13 protein-coding genes are annotated in these 17,971 nt (G+C 48.4%); 1 reads left to right on the top strand and 12 read right to left on the bottom strand.

Annotated features, from left to right (window positions below; all coding sequences use genetic code 11):
- Nucleotides 1-12: 12 nt before the first annotated feature.
- From IJ369_RS00295 to IJ369_RS00280, 4 genes are all read right to left on the bottom strand, one after another.
- Nucleotides 13-2,196 carry a heavy metal translocating P-type ATPase gene (locus IJ369_RS00295; RefSeq protein WP_290714595.1) on the bottom strand — a complete coding sequence of 728 codons (2,184 nt, stop codon included), beginning with the start codon at nucleotides 2,194-2,196 and terminating at the stop codon, nucleotides 13-15.
- Nucleotides 2,197-2,288: 92 nt separating this feature from the next.
- A complete protein-coding gene (locus IJ369_RS00290) occupies nucleotides 2,289-2,633 on the bottom strand; it encodes an ArsR/SmtB family transcription factor (RefSeq protein ID WP_290714592.1) in 345 nt (114 codons plus the stop codon).
- 61 nt (nucleotides 2,634-2,694) lie between these two features.
- Complete coding sequence (locus IJ369_RS00285; RefSeq protein WP_290714590.1) at nucleotides 2,695-3,600, bottom strand: LysR family transcriptional regulator; 906 nt, start codon at nucleotides 3,598-3,600, stop codon at nucleotides 2,695-2,697.
- 104 nt (nucleotides 3,601-3,704) lie between these two features.
- Entirely contained in the window at nucleotides 3,705-6,347 is a 2,643-nt protein-coding gene (locus IJ369_RS00280; RefSeq protein ID WP_290714587.1) for a calcium-translocating P-type ATPase, PMCA-type, read from the bottom strand.
- Nucleotides 6,348-6,457: 110 nt separating this feature from the next.
- Between IJ369_RS00280 and IJ369_RS00275 the strand changes: the two genes are divergently transcribed.
- A complete protein-coding gene (locus IJ369_RS00275) occupies nucleotides 6,458-7,042 on the top strand; it encodes a manganese efflux pump (RefSeq protein WP_290714584.1) in 585 nt (194 codons plus the stop codon).
- 39 nt (nucleotides 7,043-7,081) lie between these two features.
- On the opposite strand, the gene add is transcribed toward IJ369_RS00275, so the two are convergent.
- The 8 genes from add to IJ369_RS00235 all read right to left on the bottom strand — a co-directional run.
- Entirely contained in the window at nucleotides 7,082-8,098 is a 1,017-nt protein-coding gene (gene add, locus IJ369_RS00270; protein WP_290714582.1) for an adenosine deaminase, read from the bottom strand.
- 101 nt (nucleotides 8,099-8,199) lie between these two features.
- Nucleotides 8,200-9,684 carry a DUF1846 domain-containing protein gene (locus IJ369_RS00265; RefSeq protein WP_290714581.1) on the bottom strand — a complete coding sequence of 495 codons (1,485 nt, stop codon included), beginning with the start codon at nucleotides 9,682-9,684 and terminating at the stop codon, nucleotides 8,200-8,202.
- A gap of 303 nt (nucleotides 9,685-9,987) precedes the next feature.
- Nucleotides 9,988-11,139 (bottom strand): YkvI family membrane protein, encoded by a 1,152-nt coding sequence (locus tag IJ369_RS00260; RefSeq protein ID WP_290714579.1) that lies wholly within the window; start codon nucleotides 11,137-11,139, stop codon nucleotides 9,988-9,990.
- A gap of 562 nt (nucleotides 11,140-11,701) precedes the next feature.
- Nucleotides 11,702-12,421 (bottom strand): ComF family protein, encoded by a 720-nt coding sequence (locus tag IJ369_RS00255; RefSeq protein WP_290714577.1) that lies wholly within the window; start codon nucleotides 12,419-12,421, stop codon nucleotides 11,702-11,704.
- A complete protein-coding gene (recD2, locus tag IJ369_RS00250) occupies nucleotides 12,418-14,685 on the bottom strand; it encodes an SF1B family DNA helicase RecD2 (protein ID WP_290714575.1) in 2,268 nt (755 codons plus the stop codon). Before recD2 ends, IJ369_RS00255 begins: the two co-directional genes overlap by 4 nt.
- 110 nt (nucleotides 14,686-14,795) lie before the next feature.
- The gene (locus IJ369_RS00245) at nucleotides 14,796-15,617 is read right to left on the bottom strand and encodes a ferredoxin (protein ID WP_290714572.1); all 822 of its coding nucleotides are present in this window, start codon (nucleotides 15,615-15,617) and stop codon (nucleotides 14,796-14,798) included.
- Between the two features lie 113 nt (nucleotides 15,618-15,730).
- Entirely contained in the window at nucleotides 15,731-16,711 is a 981-nt protein-coding gene (locus IJ369_RS00240; protein ID WP_290714569.1) for a peptidyl-prolyl cis-trans isomerase, read from the bottom strand.
- A 69-nt stretch (nucleotides 16,712-16,780) separates the two neighbouring features.
- Nucleotides 16,781-17,971, bottom strand: a 1,191-nt coding sequence (locus tag IJ369_RS00235; protein ID WP_290714566.1) for a TRCF domain-containing protein, incomplete at its 5' end; no start/stop codon positions are given.

Genomic DNA, 17,971 nt, shown 5'->3' with positions numbered 1-17,971 from the left:
CTCTTTTTTAGTTTAATCTTTCTTTCTCATCGCATTCAGAATTGCCAGTACGCAAACGCCCACATCGGCGAAAACTGCCATCCACATGGTGGCAATGCCGGGGATGGAAAGGATCAGTACCAAAATCTTGAAGCCCAATGCAAAAACGATATTCTGGTTGACGATCTTTCTTGTATTCTTGGCAATTTTGATACCAACCGCCAGCTTGCCGATATCATCATCCATCAGCACCACATCCGCCGCTTCGATAGCCGCATCGGAACCGATACCGCCCATGGCTACGCCCAGATCCGCACCAGCCAGAACTGGCGCATCGTTGATGCCATCGCCCACGAAAGCACTTTTCCCTTCGCAGGTACCTTTCCATTTTTCCATCTGTTCCACTTTATTTTCAGGGAGCAATTCGCTGTAAACTGCATCCAGTTTCAATTTTTTCGCTACCGCTTCCGCAGTTTCCTTTCGGTCACCCGTCAGCATAACCATTTCCTTCACACCCTGCTTCCGCAAAGCATCCAGAGATTCCGCAATATTTTCCTTCAAGGTATCCGCAACAAGGATATGCCCCAGAAACTCGCCGCCCTTCGCCACATAGACCACCGTGCCGATGCCGTTGGCCTTTTCGTAAGGGATATGCTCTCTTTCCATCAGGCGGCTGTTGCCCAGCAGGACTGTTTCACCCTCCAATGCATAGGAAATGCCGTAACCACCCAATTCCTGATAATTTTCCGCTGCAGGCAGTTCCCCTTCATAGGCATTCACAATGGCCTGCGCAATGGGGTGATTGCTCATGGCTTCGCCAATGGCCGCCAGACGAAGCACATCACCCTCCACTTCCGTTACGGAGAATTTGCCCTTCGTCAGGGTACCTGTTTTATCGAAAACCACTTTTTCCAGCTTGCACAGCGTATCCAGATCGCCGCCGCCTTTGATGAGGATACCTCTCTTAGATGCCGCACCAATACCGGCAAAATAGCTCAGAGGGACAGAAAGCACCAATGCACAGGGACAGGAAACTACCAAAAATACCAGCGCACGACCAAACCATACAGAAAAACTACCCAAGCCCAACGCAGGTGGCAGCACCGCTACCAACACCGCTAACAGAACCACTACGGGAGTATACACTCTGGCAAAACGAGTGATGAATTTTTCTGTCTTGGATTTCTTCCCTGCAGCATTCTGCACCATCTCCAGAATCTTCATCACCGTGGATTCGCCGAAAGGCTTTTCCACGCGAATATGCAGGTTACCGTCCATATTGATGCAGCCGCTGAGAACACGGTCGCCTGCTTCTGCATTTCTGGGAAGAGATTCCCCTGTCAGTGCCGCTGTATCCAGCATGGCATGGCCTTCTTCCACAATGCCATCCAATGGGATACGCTCCCCTGCTTTTACCAGGATACAGTCGCCAATACGAACCAATTCAGGGTTGACTTCCTTTGCCTCGCCATTTACCACCAGACGGGCAAAGTCGGGGCGAATATCCAACAGAGCCGTTATAGATTTTCTGGAACGGGCCACAGCGTAATCCTGAAAGGCTTCCCCCACCTGATAGAACAGCATAACGAATACCGCCTCTGCCATTTCCCCAATGGCAAGGGCGCCGATGGTAGAAAGGGACATCAGGAAATTTTCATCAAACATCTGCCCGCGAAGGATATTTTTCGCCGCACGAAGCAGAACATCATAGCCGAATACCAGATATGCCGCCAAAAACAGCGGCCCACTTGCGACGCCTTCCTCCAGAAAAACAGCGCCTAGAAACAGCACCAGCCCCAGGCCGAACCGCAGGAAAAAGGACTTGCCAAAAGCTTCTTCCTCGCCGTGTTCATGTCCACAGCCACAACAGCAGTCATCCTGCTCATGCCCTTCATGCCCATGGCAGCCGCAATCGTCGTCGTGGCCGCAACAGCAGCAATCATCATCACAGCAGCTTTCTTCTTCATGGATTTGCGTTACATGGGTAGCCTGCTGAAACAGCACTTCCACATCCGATTCGAATTTATGTACCGTCTTTTCGATGACCTCTTGCATTTTTTCTTCAGAAACACCATTTTTCAAGTCCAAAGTCATTTCCTGCTTCATCAGATTGATAGAAACTTCTTCCGTTTCCGCCATGCGGGAAAGGCTGTCTTCGATCTTGCCTGCGCAGTGGGCACAGGTCAGCCCCTTCAGGTATACCTTCATTTCAGACATAGGATTCACCTCGTTTTATTTGTTCACATGAATAATCATTCATATATTCCTTTAAAATTTAGGCTGTAAATGATATACAGCCTAGTTTTCTTTTATTCGTGATATCCACGTTTATGGCGCAGATGGGTCATGCCCTGTTCGATGACCATGCGTACATGTTCATCATCCAGAGAATAGAACACCGTCTTGCCCTCCTTGCGATATTTCACAAGGTCATTCTGACGCAAAACCCGCAGCTGATGGGACACGGCAGACTGGCTCATTTCCAGGGCCTCTGCCAATTCGCCCACGTTTCTCTCCCCTTCCAGCAGGATCTGCAGGATGCGGATACGGGTGCCATCGCCAAAAATCTTGAAAAATTCTGCCAGTTCCTGAACGAACTCCTTCTGCAGTTCTTTTTCCATATCAAATTCTTCCTGCATCAGGTCTTCCTTCATAGCTTTGCTTCCTTTCTCATATGAATATCTGTTCATATATTAACATATCGTACGATCTCTGTCAATCTTCCTTATTGGGAAAATCTATCAACTCGATGAAACCCTGCAGGGCATGGGGCATGGCAACATTTTTCAGCCGCACCATACCGATGCTTCTCTTAGGCACGGGAGGCTCTACAGGAATTTCATACAGGCGTTTGCTTGTCAGTTCTTTCTGGGTGAATTCCTTGATGACATAAGTCAGCCCCAGATTGATCTCCGCAAAGCTGACCAGCAGATCGCTGCTGCCCAGTTCCAGAATAGGGTTCAGCACCACGCCGTTTTCCTCCGCATAGCGGTCGATATAGCGGCGGGAGTTGCTCAGATCTTCCAGCAGCAGCAGAGGATACTTGGGCAGGTCTTTCACCTGCATCCCCATTTCTGCCAACATGCGATAGCGTTCCCCGCCTACCAGTACGTCGTGGATCTCGATACAAGGAGTCACTTCCAGATCTTCGTTATCGGCAATGGGCAGATTGATGAAACAGACATCTACGCTGCCGCTTCGCAGCAGGCGCAGAGATTCATAGGTAGTCTTATTGGTGACCTTGATATTGATATCGGGATAGAGCTTATGATACTGCTCCAGATGATGCAGCAGGAAATTGGCAATAACCGTGTCACTGGCACCAATCTTCAATTCGCCCATTTCCATATGAACCATCTGATAATATTTTTCTTCTGCCGCCTGAATCAGGCCCAAAGCCTGTTCCAGATAGGTATAAAGCAGTTTCCCTTCTGCTGTGGGGTATACGCCCTTGGCGGTACGCACCAGCAGGGGACTGCCCATGCGGTCTTCCAGCTGGCGGATAGACATGCTGACAGCAGGCTGTGAAATATATAATTCCCTTGCCGCAGCGGACATATTGCCCGTGCGGACAACGGCACAAAAAATGCGATAAAGATCTAAAGAAACATCAACTTTCATGGGGTTGCCTCCCTTTTCTTTTGTTTTCTTTATTATACAAAATCCAAAGAGGTCGCACAATAGCGATAAGTAAAAATTATGACCGAAATTTTTTTAAAAATTCCTCAAAATTTCTCCATCCGTTTTTTCAACAGACGATCCTTCCATTTTTCCAGCTCCACCACGGGCAGAGGCACCAACGCCAGCGCCGCCACGATGAGCCATTCCATCTTGTCTAACGGGCAAACTTTAAATACCGCCGCCAGAGGTTCCACCATGATGACCCCTGCCTGCAACAGGCAGCCTACGAAAAATGCCCCCAGAAGCACAGGGTTGCTGAAAAGAGAAATATGGAACAGAGAATGTTCCGTCCGCATATTGAAAGCATGGACCAGCTGAGAAAGAGAAAGCACCGCAAAGGCCATGGTGCGCCCTGTGGTATATTCCTTCCCGCCGTCAAAATAAATATGACCAATACCAAAAGCCAACAGCGCCAGCATACCGATCATCATCCCTTCCACGGCGATACGGCTGCCCATACCGCCAGCAAAAAGGGAAGCTTCCCGTCTGGGCGGACGCTCCATAATATCCTGATCCGCAGGGTCTACGCCCAAAGCGATGGCAGGCAGGGAATCCGTCACCAGATTGACCCAGAGCAACTGGATGGGCAGCAAAGGCGTTGCCCAGCCAAAGCACATGGCAGCAAAAATGGTGATTATTTCACCGATATTGCTGGAAAGGAGAAAGTGTACCGCCTTGCGGATATTATCATAAATGCTGCGGCCGTCCCGCACCGCTTCCACGATGGTAGCAAAATTATCATCCATCAAAACCATATCTGCCGCGCCTTTTGCCACTTCCGTGCCGTTTTTCCCCATGGCACAGCCGATATCCGACGCTTTCAGAGCAGGGGCATCGTTGACACCATCCCCCGTCATGGCAACCACTCGTCCGTCCTTCTGAAAGGCTTTCACAATACGGACTTTATGGGCAGGGGAAACACGAGCAAAAACCGTACAGTTTTCCACTGCCTGTTCCAGTTCTTCATCCTTCATCTGTGCCAGTTCCTGCCCAGTGATGACGCGGTCACCCTTTTCGTAGATACCCAGCTTTGCTGCAATGGCCTGGGCTGTCAGGGCATGGTCGCCGGTAATCATCACAGGACGGATACCCGCCTCTTTACAAATCCGAACAGCTTCTTTCGCCTCTGGTCTGGGTGGGTCTATCATTCCCGCCATGCCTGCGAAAACCAAATCCCGTTCCAAACTTTCCGGTGTAAAAAACAAGGGTTCCTCTTCCCATTCCCGAAAGGCCACCGCCACCACCCGCAGGGCATTGGCTGCCATTTCGCCGTTTTTCAGGCGGGCTTCGCTTTTGCGCCTGCCATCGAAGGGTGCCTGCCCGGAACCATCCAGACAACGGGTACATTTTTCAAAGAGGATATCCGGTGCGCCTTTGGTAACGGAAATCCATTTCCCGCCGCTGGGGTGTACCGTCGTCATCAGTTTCCGTTCCGAAGAAAAAGGGATTTCCCCGATACGGGGCATTTCCTGCCAAAGGCCTTTCAGGGAAACCCCGCCTTCCTCCGCCGCTTCCGCAAGGGCTTTTTCCGTTGGCTCGCCGATGATTTTTGTACCCTTCCGTTTGGCATCGTTGCAGAGGGTGAAAAGAGTCAGAATAAATCGCCTTTTTTCCTCATTCCTTTCCAAATCTTTCCCGATTGCCGCCAGTTTGGTCACCTTCATGCGGTTTTGGGTCAGAGTGCCCGTTTTATCGGAACAGATAATTTCCGCGCCGCCCAAAGTTTCCACCGCAGGCAGGCGGCGAATGATGGTATTCTTTTTGGACATCCGCTGCATGCCGATGGCAAGGACAATGGTAACGATAGCAGGCAGGCCTTCGGGAATTGCCGCTACCGCCAGGCTGACGGAAGTCATAAACATATGAAAGGGTTCCTGTTGCCGCAGGATACCCATAACAAAGATGATGCCGCAGATGCCCAATGCGCCGATACCCAGCATCTTCCCCGTTGCCCCCAGCTTTTTCTGCAGGGGCGTTTCGCTGTCCTCCTGTTCCGCCAGAAGGGAAGCGATGTGACCAATTTCCGTATGCATTCCCGTTGCCGTAACAGCTACTGCTCCTTTCCCCGCCAGAACATAGCTGCCGGAAAGAACCATATTTTTTCTGTCTCCCAACTGAGTCTTTTCGGGCAAAACAGAAACCTCCTTTTCAATGGCGAGGGATTCCCCCGTGATGGCGCTTTCTTCCGTTTTCAAGCCGTGGTTTTCCAAGATGCGCCCATCAGCACAGATGTAATCCCCTGCGGAAAGCAGAAGGATATCCCCCTGTACCACATCCTCCGCAGGAATCTCTTTTTCTTCCCCATTTCGCAGAACTTTTGCCTTTGGCGCGGAAAGTTCCTTCAATGCCTCCAATGCCTTTTCCGCCTTGCTTTCCTGTAAAACCCCCAAAAGGGCATTCAGAACCACAATGGCAATGATGATAGCCGAATCCACAAAATCCCGTTCCCCATTCCACCAGGAAACAGCAAAGGAAACCGCCGCCGCCCCGATGAGGAGCAATATCATAAAATCATTGAACTGAGCCAGAAACCGCCAGAAAAAGCCTTTTCGCCCCTCGCCCTGTTCCAGTTTATTTTTCCCGTCCGTTGCCAGCCGTTTGGCTGCTTCATTTGCAGAAAGTCCCTTTGTTTCATCTGTCCGCAGGGTCTTCAAAACTGCCGAAAGCTGCATGCTCCACCATTCCATATCCTCACGCTCCATCTTTTGTTTTTCGAAGTTGTCCATCTGCTTCAATGTATGTGGACAATCCCCAAATTAGAACTGCTGCATAGGATGGATAGCAGGAGGTGTTCCCCATGGTTTTTCCCCTGCTTCTGGCCCTTTCCCTCAGCGTAGATGCCCTGGGCATTGGCCTTTCCTATGGTCTCAGGCGTATTCGCTTTCCCCCTTCTTCTCTGCTGCTTCTGACGGGAGAAACCTTTCTGATGATGGAAGCCTTTTTAGGGGTGGGGCGGCTACTCGCCGCCTGTTTCCCTGCGGGGCTGGCGGAGGGGATTTCTACGGCTATCCTGTTTTCCTTCGGGGTGTGGCTTTGTCTGCAAGGCACGGGGAAAAAAAAAGAGAAGGAGGATTCGCCCCTGCAGTCTCCTTCCCTTTGCGACAAAGACGCATCCTTCTCCATCGAGCCGAAAGAAGCGCTGCTTCTGGGCTTCATCCTTTCCATGGATTCCTTCGCCATTGGGCTGAGCGCCGCCGCCAGCGGGATGGATGTGACCCTTCTCCCCCTCTTCGCTGCCCTGCTGCAAACTGTTTTTCTCGCTGTCGGTGCAAAAGGCGGCGCAAGGCTCATTCTGCACCCGGAACCAAAGGAAAGCCTGTGGTCGCTCCTTTCCGGCGGCATCCTCATTTTCCTGGCTATCCTGCAGGTTTTCGGGCAATAAAAAAGACACTCTATTTTTTTGAGTGTCTCTTTTTCTTTCTTATTTCTGATATGCTTTTACCTTTTCCACCAGTTTTGCTTTTTCTTCCTCAGGCAGGAAGGCCGCTTCTGCGGAGTAAACCAGCATTTTCAGGATATCGTCTTCTGTGAAGCCCATATCGTTCAGGCAATGGTCATATTCATCATCCAGAGTAACATCGAAAATCGTCATGTTATCTGTATTGATGGTCACACGGATGCCCATATCCAACAGTTTTTTCACAGGATGGGCTGCATAGTTTTCTCTGCTCTGGCAGCGGATATTGCTGGTAGGGCAGATTTCAAAAGTGATGTTTTCTTTCATGGCGCGTTCGCAAAGCTCAGGTGCTTCGTAAACCGCATGGCCGTGGCCGATACGCAGAGAACCAAAATCCATTGCATCTTTTACTGTTTCATAGTCCTGGCTGTCACCGCCGTGGCAGGTAAAAGGCAATTCCAGTTCCCTTGCCAAATCGAAGATATAATGGAAATTCCGCAGGGGCACGATACCTTCCGCACCTGCCAGGTCGAGGGCGTTTACGCCTTTGCCCAGATATTCCTTACACAGGCGAACCGTTTCCAGATTTTCTTCTTTATTCACAGTTTCCAGACCGATGCTCATGCAGCAGAGGATGATACCGATGCCGATTTCGGGATGCAGTTTCAGGCCTTCTTCTTTGCCTTTCAGCACTGCATCGATGACTTCCTTCTGTGTCAGGCCTTTCTGTGTATGCAGCTGAGGCGCAAAACGGATTTCCCCGTAAACCACGCCCTGTTCCGCCAGATCGCAGACCAGTTCCTTTGTGATACGGGTGATAGATTCTGCATCCTGCATGATTTTCAGGGGCAGATCGAATTTCGTCAGGCAGTCGTTTACATCCAGACAGGGTTCCAGAACAGCAGCATCTCTTGTGAATGTTTCAAAATCCACACCATCGCCTACCAGGCCTTCCTTCTGGTACAGTTCCCACACGGTTTCAGGGCGGATGGAACCATCCAGATGCAGATGCAGTTCAATTTTGGGGTATGTATATTTCATGGGTATCTCCTCCTTTATTTTTCTAAGAAAATCATACCGTAAAAAAGTCCATATGTCAAAAGAAGCGCGCCCATTTCGGACACGCTTCTCGCTTTTTATATTTATCTGTGGAAGAGTTTTTTCGTTTCGTATTTGGGTTCGCAAGTCAGGTTCACACCCAGTTTTTTGAATACGTTTTCATCTACGGAAGACAGGATAACTGTAGAATGCACTTCGCAGCATTTCAATTTTTCCAGCTGTTTCAGGGCCAAAGCTGCCTGAGAATCATTTACTGCGCAGATGCTCAGAGCGATCAGCACTTCATCCGTATGCAGACGGGGGTTCTGGTTGCCCAGATGACCGATTTTCAGCTTCTGGATAGGTTCGATGATCTCGGGAGCGATCAGTTTCACTTCTTTGGGGATGCCTGCCAGTGTTTTCAGCGCATTCAAGAGCATTGCAGAGGATGCCCCCAGCAGAGGACTGGTCTTGCCTGTTACGATGGTGCCATCCATCAGTTCAATGGCTGCTGCAGGGTCGCCTGTTTCTTCGGCTCTTGCGTTTGCCGCCGTCGCAACGGTTCTGTCTTCGATACTGGTGCCTGCCTGTTTCATCAGCAGCTCCAGTTTGTAGATGACATCATCCGCCAGGCCGCCTTTTCTATGATCGCAAAGAGCTTTATAGTAGCGTCTTACAATTTCTGTTCTTGCAGCTTCGCAAACGGCTTCATCATCAAAGATGCAATTGCCGACCATATTTACGCCCATATCCGTAGGGGATTTATAGGGAGATGCACCGTAGATCTGTTCGAACATAGCATTCAGCACAGGGAAAACTTCCACGTCACGGTTATAGTTGATGGTGGTTTCACCGTAAGCTTCCAGATGGAAGGGGTCGATCATGTTCACATCGTTCAGATCGGCTGTAGCCGCTTCATACGCCAGATTCACGGGATGGCGCAGAGGAATATTCCAGATGGGGAATGTTTCGAATTTTGCGTAACCCGCCTTCACGCCCCGTTTATTTTCATGGTACAGCTGAGAAAGGCATGTAGCCATTTTGCCGCTGCCAGGGCCGGGCGCTGTGATGACTACCAGAGAACGCTGTGTTTCAATATAGTCATTCTTGCCAAAGCCCTCTTCGCTGACGATATGAGGGATATTGGCGGGGTAGCCTTCGATGGGGTAATGTTTATAAACCTTGATGCCAAGGCTTTCCAGTTTCTTTTCATAGGCGATGGCACTTGCCTGACCATTGAACTGTGTCAGCACAACGCTGCCAACATACAGGCCGTAGCCACGGAAAGCATCGATCAGACGCAGTACGTCTGCATCATAAGTGATGCCAAGATCGCCGCGTACTTTATTCTTTTCGATATCGCCTGCGCTGATAACGATAACGATTTCCGCGTCATCCTTCAGCTGCACCAGCATATTGATCTTACTGTCCGGCTTAAAGCCAGGCAGCACGCGAGATGCATGGTAATCGTCGAACAGCTTGCCGCCAAATTCCAGATACAGCTTGCCGCCAAACTGGCTGATGCGTTCTTTGATATGCTTCGACTGCATCTGCAGATATTTTTCATTATCAAATCCTAAACGTAACATAAATAACTCTCCCCAGTGTATCTTTTCAGAACTATACAACACAAGATTATAACGCTTTTTTAGCCCATTTACAAACAAAACTTGACAAAAAAATGCCATTCTCCATCAAAATATGAAATACCCTCTATAAGGGATACAGAAAGTATTTCACTTTTTTCCTTTTCTGATTCTTTTTTCTAAAAAGAGAAAGAGGTATCTGCTTTCACAGATACCCCATTACTCTTTTTTCTGGATGTATTTTGGATGTATTTTATCTTTTGTATATTTTTATGGCATACCCGCTTTCGCAGGCAATGAAAGGTCTTATTTCTTTGCAGCCAGTTCTGCTTTACGCAGTTTGCAGATCTTGTAGATACCAACTGTGAACAGAGGCAGTACATAGATTGCCAGGAAGATGTAGGACAGTGCGTTGTAAACGGTTGCGATCAGGTCGATGATACCAACTTTGGACAGAACCATGGAACCAACCAGAACGATAACTGTCAGAACAACCTGCTGTTTGCTTGTCATAGGAGGTTTATTTGCTTCCTTGAAACCATTGTTGATACGTTCGATCGCAGCATGGATGATACCTGTGGATGTTTCGATCAGTGTCCAGCCCATAACCACGCCAAAGATTGCGATAACCACGGGACCTGCTGTACCCTGCATCATGGACAGCCAAGGAACAGATGCGCCCATAACTTCTTCGCTGGGATAGAAGCACATCAGAGCAAAGTATGTCAGGAACCAAGGGATTGTTGCCAGGATACCGCCGATCAGACCGGAAGCGATGGATTCCACTCTTCTTGTCTGTCTTTCAATTGTGAAGAAAGATGCGGGCAGTACTACCAGGTTATAACCACAGTACAGAATACCGCTCCAAAGTGCTTTGCCTGCAGTTGCACCTTCTACAAAGCTTGTGTCGTTATTTGCAAATACTACAGGAATGTTGTCACCAAATGTACCGATAACCAGTACAGCAAAGATGATATAACCAGCATACAGAGCAATTGTACCCAGTGTTTCGAAACGTTCGATCAGTCTGGAGCCATAGAAGTTCAGAATTGCTACAACTACTGTGATGGCAACTACGCCGACCCAATAGTTGAGGCCTAAGGTCTGTTCTACGATATTACCTGTTGCAGATGCCATAACGGCGATGATAACTACCATGAACAGCAGATAAACTACGTCAAATACAATGTACAGTGGACCACCGATTGTCTTCATAAAGGATTTGAAGTCATACGCCTTTGTCAGACGGATCAGTTCATAAGACAGCGCTGCGATAACGGCAAAAGCGATCAGTGTACCAACACCGGACAGCCAACCATAAGCACCGTATTTACCACCGTATTCTACGATCTCACGGCCAGTTGCGTAACCGCCGCCGATCATTACGGACTGAAGGATGACACCAGGCAGGATAAACTTACCAAAACCACCTTCAAAAAAGCCTTTTTTCTTTTCCATAAAGATTCCCCTCTTTCGTGAAGCTTATCCTGCGCCGTAAACGCTGGATATTCTTCTGTTTTTTCCTGCGGCCCTTCCGCCGCAGTTTTTACATAGTATAATATAATTTCTAAAAACTCTTTTGTGTCTGTATTTATTCGCATACAAAAGAACTTTTGTAAAAATTTACTCGTTTTTTAGTATAAAGTCAATATCTAGCATCCTAATTTTTTTATGCAAAAAAAGAGGCTGTCTGTAAAAATCCATCATTTTTTCAGACAAGCCTCTTTTTGTTGTATGACATCATGTTCAATTCTGCATAGAAATGCTTTAAATATCTATTTTTTAATTTAAAACATTGAAAAAACGTTCATTTTATATTCAAATATTACAATAAAATTTAATATAAAATCCCCATTTTTTCCATAATGCACAAATCCATTTGCATAACAAGCTGCATAATTTGCATATTAATTCATTTTAAAGACATTGTATACAGTTTTTATGCATACAACATGCAATATATCTTCTGTGTCTTTTCACAAAAATGATAAAAAAGAGCCCTTTCAGGCTCCTTCTTTCATCATTCCTGTTCCATATGCAGGCCAGCTGCAGAAAGGCAAAAAACATGCACTTCCTTCGCGCCGGCACGATACAGAGTTCTGGCGCACTCATTGCAGGTGCTGCCTGTAGTAAAGATATCATCCACCAAAAGGATACGCTTTCCTGCAAAATCCGCAGTCGCTTCAAAAGCATCCTTCAGGTTCTGCCGTCTTTCCTCCGGAGAATTCAAGGTGCTTTGCGCCGCCGTATTTCTTTTTCTTCGCAGACCGTCCTTTTGGAACACCAGATCAGTCTTTTCGGAAATCTTCTCACATAAAATATGAGTCTGGTTGAACCCACGGTGTTTTTCTTTCTTCGGATGCAGAGGCACAGATAAAATCAGATCCGTCCAGACCAGCAGTTCCTCATGGTACTTCAGCAGATAATCTGCCATCAGTTCACCCAGCCCGTATCCTAGCTTTTTCCCGCCTTCATATTTAAAAAGATGGATAGATTTCCGCACCTTCTCATACGGAAAGGCTGCGCAGGCCGTTTCAAAGGCAAAGGTCTTCAGGCAAAATTCGCAGAAACCTGCCCTGTCGGTTTCCCCTCCGCAATGGGGACAAATTTTTTTCGGAATATATGGAATATGAGAGGAACATGTTTTGCAAAGAAATCCGTCCCTTTCGTCCAACGCAAGCACCTCACCACAGACCGCACAGCGGGGCGGAAAAAGCAATGCTATCAGTTTTTCTTTCATACGATGCCACCTCCCGGAATCCTGCTTCCGTGGATGAAATCATGGAGATTCTGGATACGCTGGGCAAGGCCTGTGTATCTGCCCACTTCCTTATCATTGCGTATCATGGCAGAAACAGTCTCTCGCAGACCAACGATAACCACCAGCTGCTTCGCACGGGTCACCGCTGTATAGAGCAGGTTTCTCGTCATCAGCATGGGCGGACCGCTATAGACAGGCAAAATAACAACGGGATATTCACTGCCCTGAGATTTATGGATGGTGATAGCATAGGCCAGTTCTAATTCCTCCAGCTGGCTGAAATCGTAATCCACGATCTTGCCATCGTCGAAAGCCACCCGCATCTGTTCCCCGTCATTGTCAATGGAAAGGATGATGCCCGCATCGCCATTGTAAACGCCAAGGCCTTCGTCATATCGCTTCCCGCTACGGCAATCGTAGCATTTCCAGACAATATTATAGTTATTTTTAATCTGCATGACCTTATCACCTTCTCGGAAGGTAACCTGACGGAAATTCACTTCCCGCTTATCAAAAGCCGCAGGGTTCAAAGTCTGCTGTAAAACCTGATTCAGGTTCTGTACCCCAAGGGTACCCTTTCGCATAGGGGTCAGAATCTGCATATCTTGCAGACCATCGCAGCCCGTAAATTTGGGCAGACGCTTTGTCACCAGTTCCTGAATGGTCACCGCTACGTCCTCCGCATAGGCGCGGCGCATAAAAAAGAAATCTGTTCCCTCTTCATTCAGAACAGGTTCATCCCCCTGATTGATGCGGTGGGCATTCATAATGATAGCACTTTCCTGGGCCTGTCGGAAAACATGCTGCAGGCGTACCACTTTCAGCCGTTCACTTCTTATCATATCTTTCAGCACGTTGCCTGCCCCAACGGAAGGCAGCTGATCTACGTCCCCTACGAAAATAATACGGGAACCGCTTTCCACCGCCCGCAGCAATGCCTGCATCAGGGCGATATCCACCATAGAGCTTTCATCAATGATGATGACATCAGCTTCGATGGGGTCATCTTCGTTTTTATCAAAGGTCTGTCGGCGGTTATCCTCTCCGATAAAATTGATGCCCAAAAGACGATGGATGGTCTGGGCTTCCATGCCCGTTGCTTCCGTCATACGCTTCGCCGCACGACCTGTGGGCGCCGCCAGCACCACGTCCAGATCCTCCTGCTTCAAAATGCGCAAGATAGTATTGATGGTGGTGGTTTTCCCTGTACCAGGACCACCGGTGATAATAAGCACGCCGCTGGACATGGCTTCCAGAACGGCAAGGCGCTGTTCTTCCGCCAGAATAACGCCTGTTTCCTTTTCCACCCGGGCGATCTCCTTCGCAATATATTCCATATCCGCAGGTTCATAATCCGCCGCCAATTCCAGCAAGCGCTTCGCCACGGACATTTCCGCATAAAAATAATAATTCAGATAAACACAGTCCTCACCATCCAGCTTTTCCTGCCAGATCTGGCTGTCCACCTGCAGTTCCCGAACGGCATTTTCGATGGCAAGGGGGTGCAGATTCAAAAGCTCTACAGACTGATCGATGAGTTTTTCCTTCGGCAGATAGCAATCCCCATTGGCCGCAGCGTTGTTCAGCACATATTTCACCGCCGCCTTCACCCGGTTGGGGTTATCTTCGGAGATGCCTGCGCTGGCCGCCATTTTATCCGCCATTTTAAAGCCGATACCTGTCACTTCATCGGCCAGACGGTAGGGGTTATTTTTTACGATCTCAAAGGTGCGCGCTTTATATTTCTTATAAATACGCATGGCATAGGCAGGGGAAATATCAAAACCCTGCAGGAACATCATGGCTCTGCGCAGCTCGTGCTGCTCGCAAAAGGCTTCGGAAATCTTCTGCGCCTTATCATAGCTGATGCCCTTGATCTCCGTCAGCATATCGGGCTTTTCTTCGATCACATAAAAGGTCGCTTCGCCGAATCGTTCCACGATGCGCTTGGCGGTCTTTGCACCAATGCCTTTTATCATGCCGGAGGAAAGATATTTTTCCATGCCTGCAACGGTGGTGGGCATGGATTTTTCATAATACTGCACCTGTACCTGTCGTCCATAGAGAGGGTGCATCGTCCAATTGCCGCGAATTTCCAGGGTCTCGCCGCTGTGGATATCGGGAACAGTGCCCACACAGGTCACTTCATCATCCTCTGTAGTGAAAGAAAAAACCGTATAGCCGTTATCCTTATTCTGATAAATGATATCCTCTACCTCGCCAACGATTTTCAGATCTTCCATGCCTTCACCTCCTTCATTCTGAAGAGAAGTATACCATAAAAGAAGAAAAAAGGGAACAACCGTTCCCAGTTTTTGCAATAAAAAAGAAGCCTTTCGGCTTCCTTTCTTTTTTATACAAACCATTCCGGTTCGGCTCTTCTTTCGTAAAGCTCTTCCAGTTCTTCCTTATGGTAGATATAACCGGGATCATCGTAATATCTTGCCTGTGTAGGACATTTCTTCACGCAGGCACAGCATTTGATGCAGATGCCCACATATTCTCTGATATTTTCCTTACTGATAGAACCCATGGGACAAACCGTTGCGCAAATGCCACATTCACAGCAGGCATCGCTTACTTTGGGTTTCACCTTACGGATGTCGATATGCTCGCCATGTCTATCCTGGGGTTTGAAATATGGACGGATGGGGTCATTGCCCTTCACATAAGCAGGGCCTGCATATTCCCAGCCGCCTGCCAGTTTTGCCGCAACGGCTTCGCCAAATTCCTTCACGATAGCCATATCCTTTTCATCAGGTCTGCCTGCCGCCAGTGTTTTGGAGAAGGAATGTTCACTGATGAAAGCACCGCCTGCAACGGTCTTGAAGCCATCTTCTTCCATAATGTTACGCAATTCGATCAGGGCATCATCAAAATTGCGATTGCCAAAGGAAACCATAGGCACCGCCAGAGCGCCATTGCCCTTCACTTTTCCCGTCAGATAGGGCAGCAATACATTGGGCACACGTCCAGCGATAACAGGTGTGCCGCAAACAACGATATCCCCTTCGCCAAAAACAGCCTCTTTTTCCCGCGCACCGGGCAGTGTGAAATCATATACTTCCACAGGCAGGCCCAGTTTCGCCGCCAGGGCTTCCGCTGTTCCTTTTACCACTTTTTCTGTTCCCCCTGTGGGGCTGAAATACATGGCCCATACTTTTTTCAATTCCATTTTCTCTCCTCCTTTTCCCTTAAGCCAAAAACTTTTCTTCATCATACTCTATCTATGCTTCTTTTTCAACCACAGAAAAAGACGTCCAGAAATTCTGAACGTCTCCTTTTTCCTTAATGGAATTTTTCCAGGGTTTCCCAAACAGCTTCGATTTTTTCCACTGTCTGCGCCTTCACCATTTCATCGATGCGGGCTTCTGTGTATTCTGTCTGAATCTTATCTTTATAGCCTGTTTCTGCCATCTGCTTCACTTCTGCATCCGTGGGAACTGTTTTTTCCAGTGCCTTCAGAATGAAATATCTGCCTTCATCCACCTGGATAGGGCCTGCCACTTCGCCCACTTCCAAAGGTTCTGTCAGGCCGAAGTTTTCCAGCATATAGCTCTGATACATGGTGGTTTCGCCGGTCTCTTCGCCTGTTGCCGCCGCAGGGTCAACATCGAATTCCTTGAACAGAGATCCAAAATCTTCGCCACCCTTGGCGCGTTCTGCTGCTTCTTCCGCCTTATCGGCATTATCCAGCAAAATAGTCGCCAGATTATAAGTCGTATAATCAGATTTGATCTGGTCCTTCTGTTCTTCGTAATAAGCCGCCATGTCTGCTTCATCTACAGCACATTCTGCCGCAATAGATTCATACACCAGAGAATACAGATAGGATGCCTCCATCAGGGGAACCAGTTTTTCTGCATCCATGCCCATTTTTGCCAATGTTTCCGCATCCACTGTAGCAACGAACTGTTCCGCTGCTGCCTTAGCTTCTTCTTTCTGCGCATCTGTCAGGGCAATGCCGTTGGCTTCTGCATATTCCTGAGCAGCTTTCACGCTCTGCAGTGTGCTGATGGTACGTTCTTCCACCAGTTCATCGGCTGTCTGGCCGTCAAAATCCATGCTCCAGACATCTTCCCCAGCCGCCGCAACAAAGCTCTGAGTAGTCGTATAAAGATAAACCATATATTCGGACTTCATGATCTCCTGTCCGTCGATTTTGAGTACCGCTTCATCGGTAAATTCCGCTGCGCTGCTGCCACAGGCTGTCAGGCACATCATTGCTGCCAGAAGGATACCCATCAGGCCTTTCATTTTCTTTTTCATATATCAAACCTTCTTCCGTTATATTTTTCAGTATTGTCTCTGATTATAACACAACTGATAAACATCTGACTAGCCCTTTAATGCTGTAAAGAAATTTTTAATGAGGGGCAACGGTTTTTCCGCCTCGTCCCGTCTGGGTTTGATGGTCAGATAAGGATTTGCACCGGCGGTAAAAAGGTATTTCCCCTTTTCTTTGGCGATCAGCTGCATCAGTTTGGCAGGGTCGATATTGGGCTGAGGGCGGAATTCCAGCAGCAGATTGCCATGCTTCTGGCTGATGGAGGTGATACCCATTTCGTGGGCCTCTGCCTTCACCAGAACCACTTCCAGCAAAAGCTGTACGCTCTTTGGCATATCGCCATAGCGGTCTTCCAGTTCTTCCTGCATATCGTAATACTCTTCCATGTTGCGGATGCCTGCGATTTTTTTATAAAGTTCCATGCGCTGTTCCTGATTTTTGATATAAAAATCGGGGATAAAGGCGCTGATATTCAGGTCGATGGAAGTTTCGAACTGCTCTTCCTTCGGCGTATCGCCCTTCAGGTTCTGTACTTCTTCTTCCAGCAGACGGCAATACATATCGTAACCAACGGCTTCCATATGCCCGTGCTGTTCTGCGCCAAGCAAGTTGCCTGCACCGCGAATTTCCAGATCTCGCATGGCGATTTTGAAGCCGGAACCAAATTCCGTAAATTCACGGATGGTCTGCAAGCGTTTTTCTGCCGCTTCTCGCAGCATTTTGTCTCGTTTGTACATCAGATATGCATAGGCGATGCGGTTGCTTCTGCCCACACGGCCCCGCAGCTGATAGAGCTGAGAAAGGCCCATACGGTCTGCATCCTGAATGATGATCGTGTTGGCATTGGAAATATCCATGCCCGTTTCGATGATCGTTGTGCAAACCAGAACATCAATTTCGCCGCTGATAAAATCCCCCATGATGCGTTCCAGTTCTCGCTCGGACATCTGCCCATGGGCGTATGTCACGTTAGCATCGGGCACCAGGTTCTGGATGCGGAAAGCTTCTTCCGAAATGGATTCCACGCGGTTATATAGATAATATACCTGACCGCCGCGGCTGATTTCACGATGGATAGCCTCACGGATAAATTCAGGGTTGTTTTCCATAACGTAAGTCTGGATGGGATGTCTTTCCTGGGGAGGTTCCTCCAGCAGGCTCATGTCTCTAATTCCCGCCAGGCTCATGTGCAGCGTTCTGGGAATGGGCGTTGCGGAAAGGGTCAGCACGTCCACATTTTC

The organism is Anaerotignum sp. (genome assembly GCF_017483025.1).
GTDB lineage: Bacteria > Bacillota > Clostridia > Lachnospirales > Anaerotignaceae > Anaerotignum_A.
Note: the sequence above shows the minus strand (reverse complement) of the source record. Positions and strands in the feature narration are given on the sequence as shown.

Excerpts from the sequence above, each read along its gene's own strand:
- IJ369_RS00275 (WP_290714584.1), top strand. The coding sequence starts at position 6,458 with ATGGTTTTTCCCCTGCTTCTGGCCCTTTCCCTCAGCGTAGATGCCCTG.
- IJ369_RS00280 (WP_290714587.1), bottom strand. The coding sequence starts at position 6,347 with ATGGAATGGTGGAGCATGCAGCTTTCGGCAGTTTTGAAGACCCTGCGG.
- IJ369_RS00265 (WP_290714581.1), bottom strand. The coding sequence starts at position 9,684 with ATGTTACGTTTAGGATTTGATAATGAAAAATATCTGCAGATGCAGTCG.
- IJ369_RS00285 (WP_290714590.1), bottom strand. The coding sequence starts at position 3,600 with ATGAAAGTTGATGTTTCTTTAGATCTTTATCGCATTTTTTGTGCCGTT.
- IJ369_RS00240 (WP_290714569.1), bottom strand. The coding sequence starts at position 16,711 with ATGAAAAAGAAAATGAAAGGCCTGATGGGTATCCTTCTGGCAGCAATG.
- IJ369_RS00260 (WP_290714579.1), bottom strand. The coding sequence starts at position 11,139 with ATGGAAAAGAAAAAAGGCTTTTTTGAAGGTGGTTTTGGTAAGTTTATC.
- IJ369_RS00245 (WP_290714572.1), bottom strand. The coding sequence starts at position 15,617 with ATGGAATTGAAAAAAGTATGGGCCATGTATTTCAGCCCCACAGGGGGA.
- IJ369_RS00295 (WP_290714595.1), bottom strand. The coding sequence starts at position 2,196 with ATGTCTGAAATGAAGGTATACCTGAAGGGGCTGACCTGTGCCCACTGC.
- IJ369_RS00255 (WP_290714577.1), bottom strand. The coding sequence starts at position 12,421 with ATGAAAGAAAAACTGATAGCATTGCTTTTTCCGCCCCGCTGTGCGGTC.
- add (WP_290714582.1), bottom strand. The coding sequence starts at position 8,098 with ATGAAATATACATACCCCAAAATTGAACTGCATCTGCATCTGGATGGT.
- IJ369_RS00290 (WP_290714592.1), bottom strand. The coding sequence starts at position 2,633 with ATGAAGGAAGACCTGATGCAGGAAGAATTTGATATGGAAAAAGAACTG.
- recD2 (WP_290714575.1), bottom strand. The coding sequence starts at position 14,685 with ATGGAAGATCTGAAAATCGTTGGCGAGGTAGAGGATATCATTTATCAG.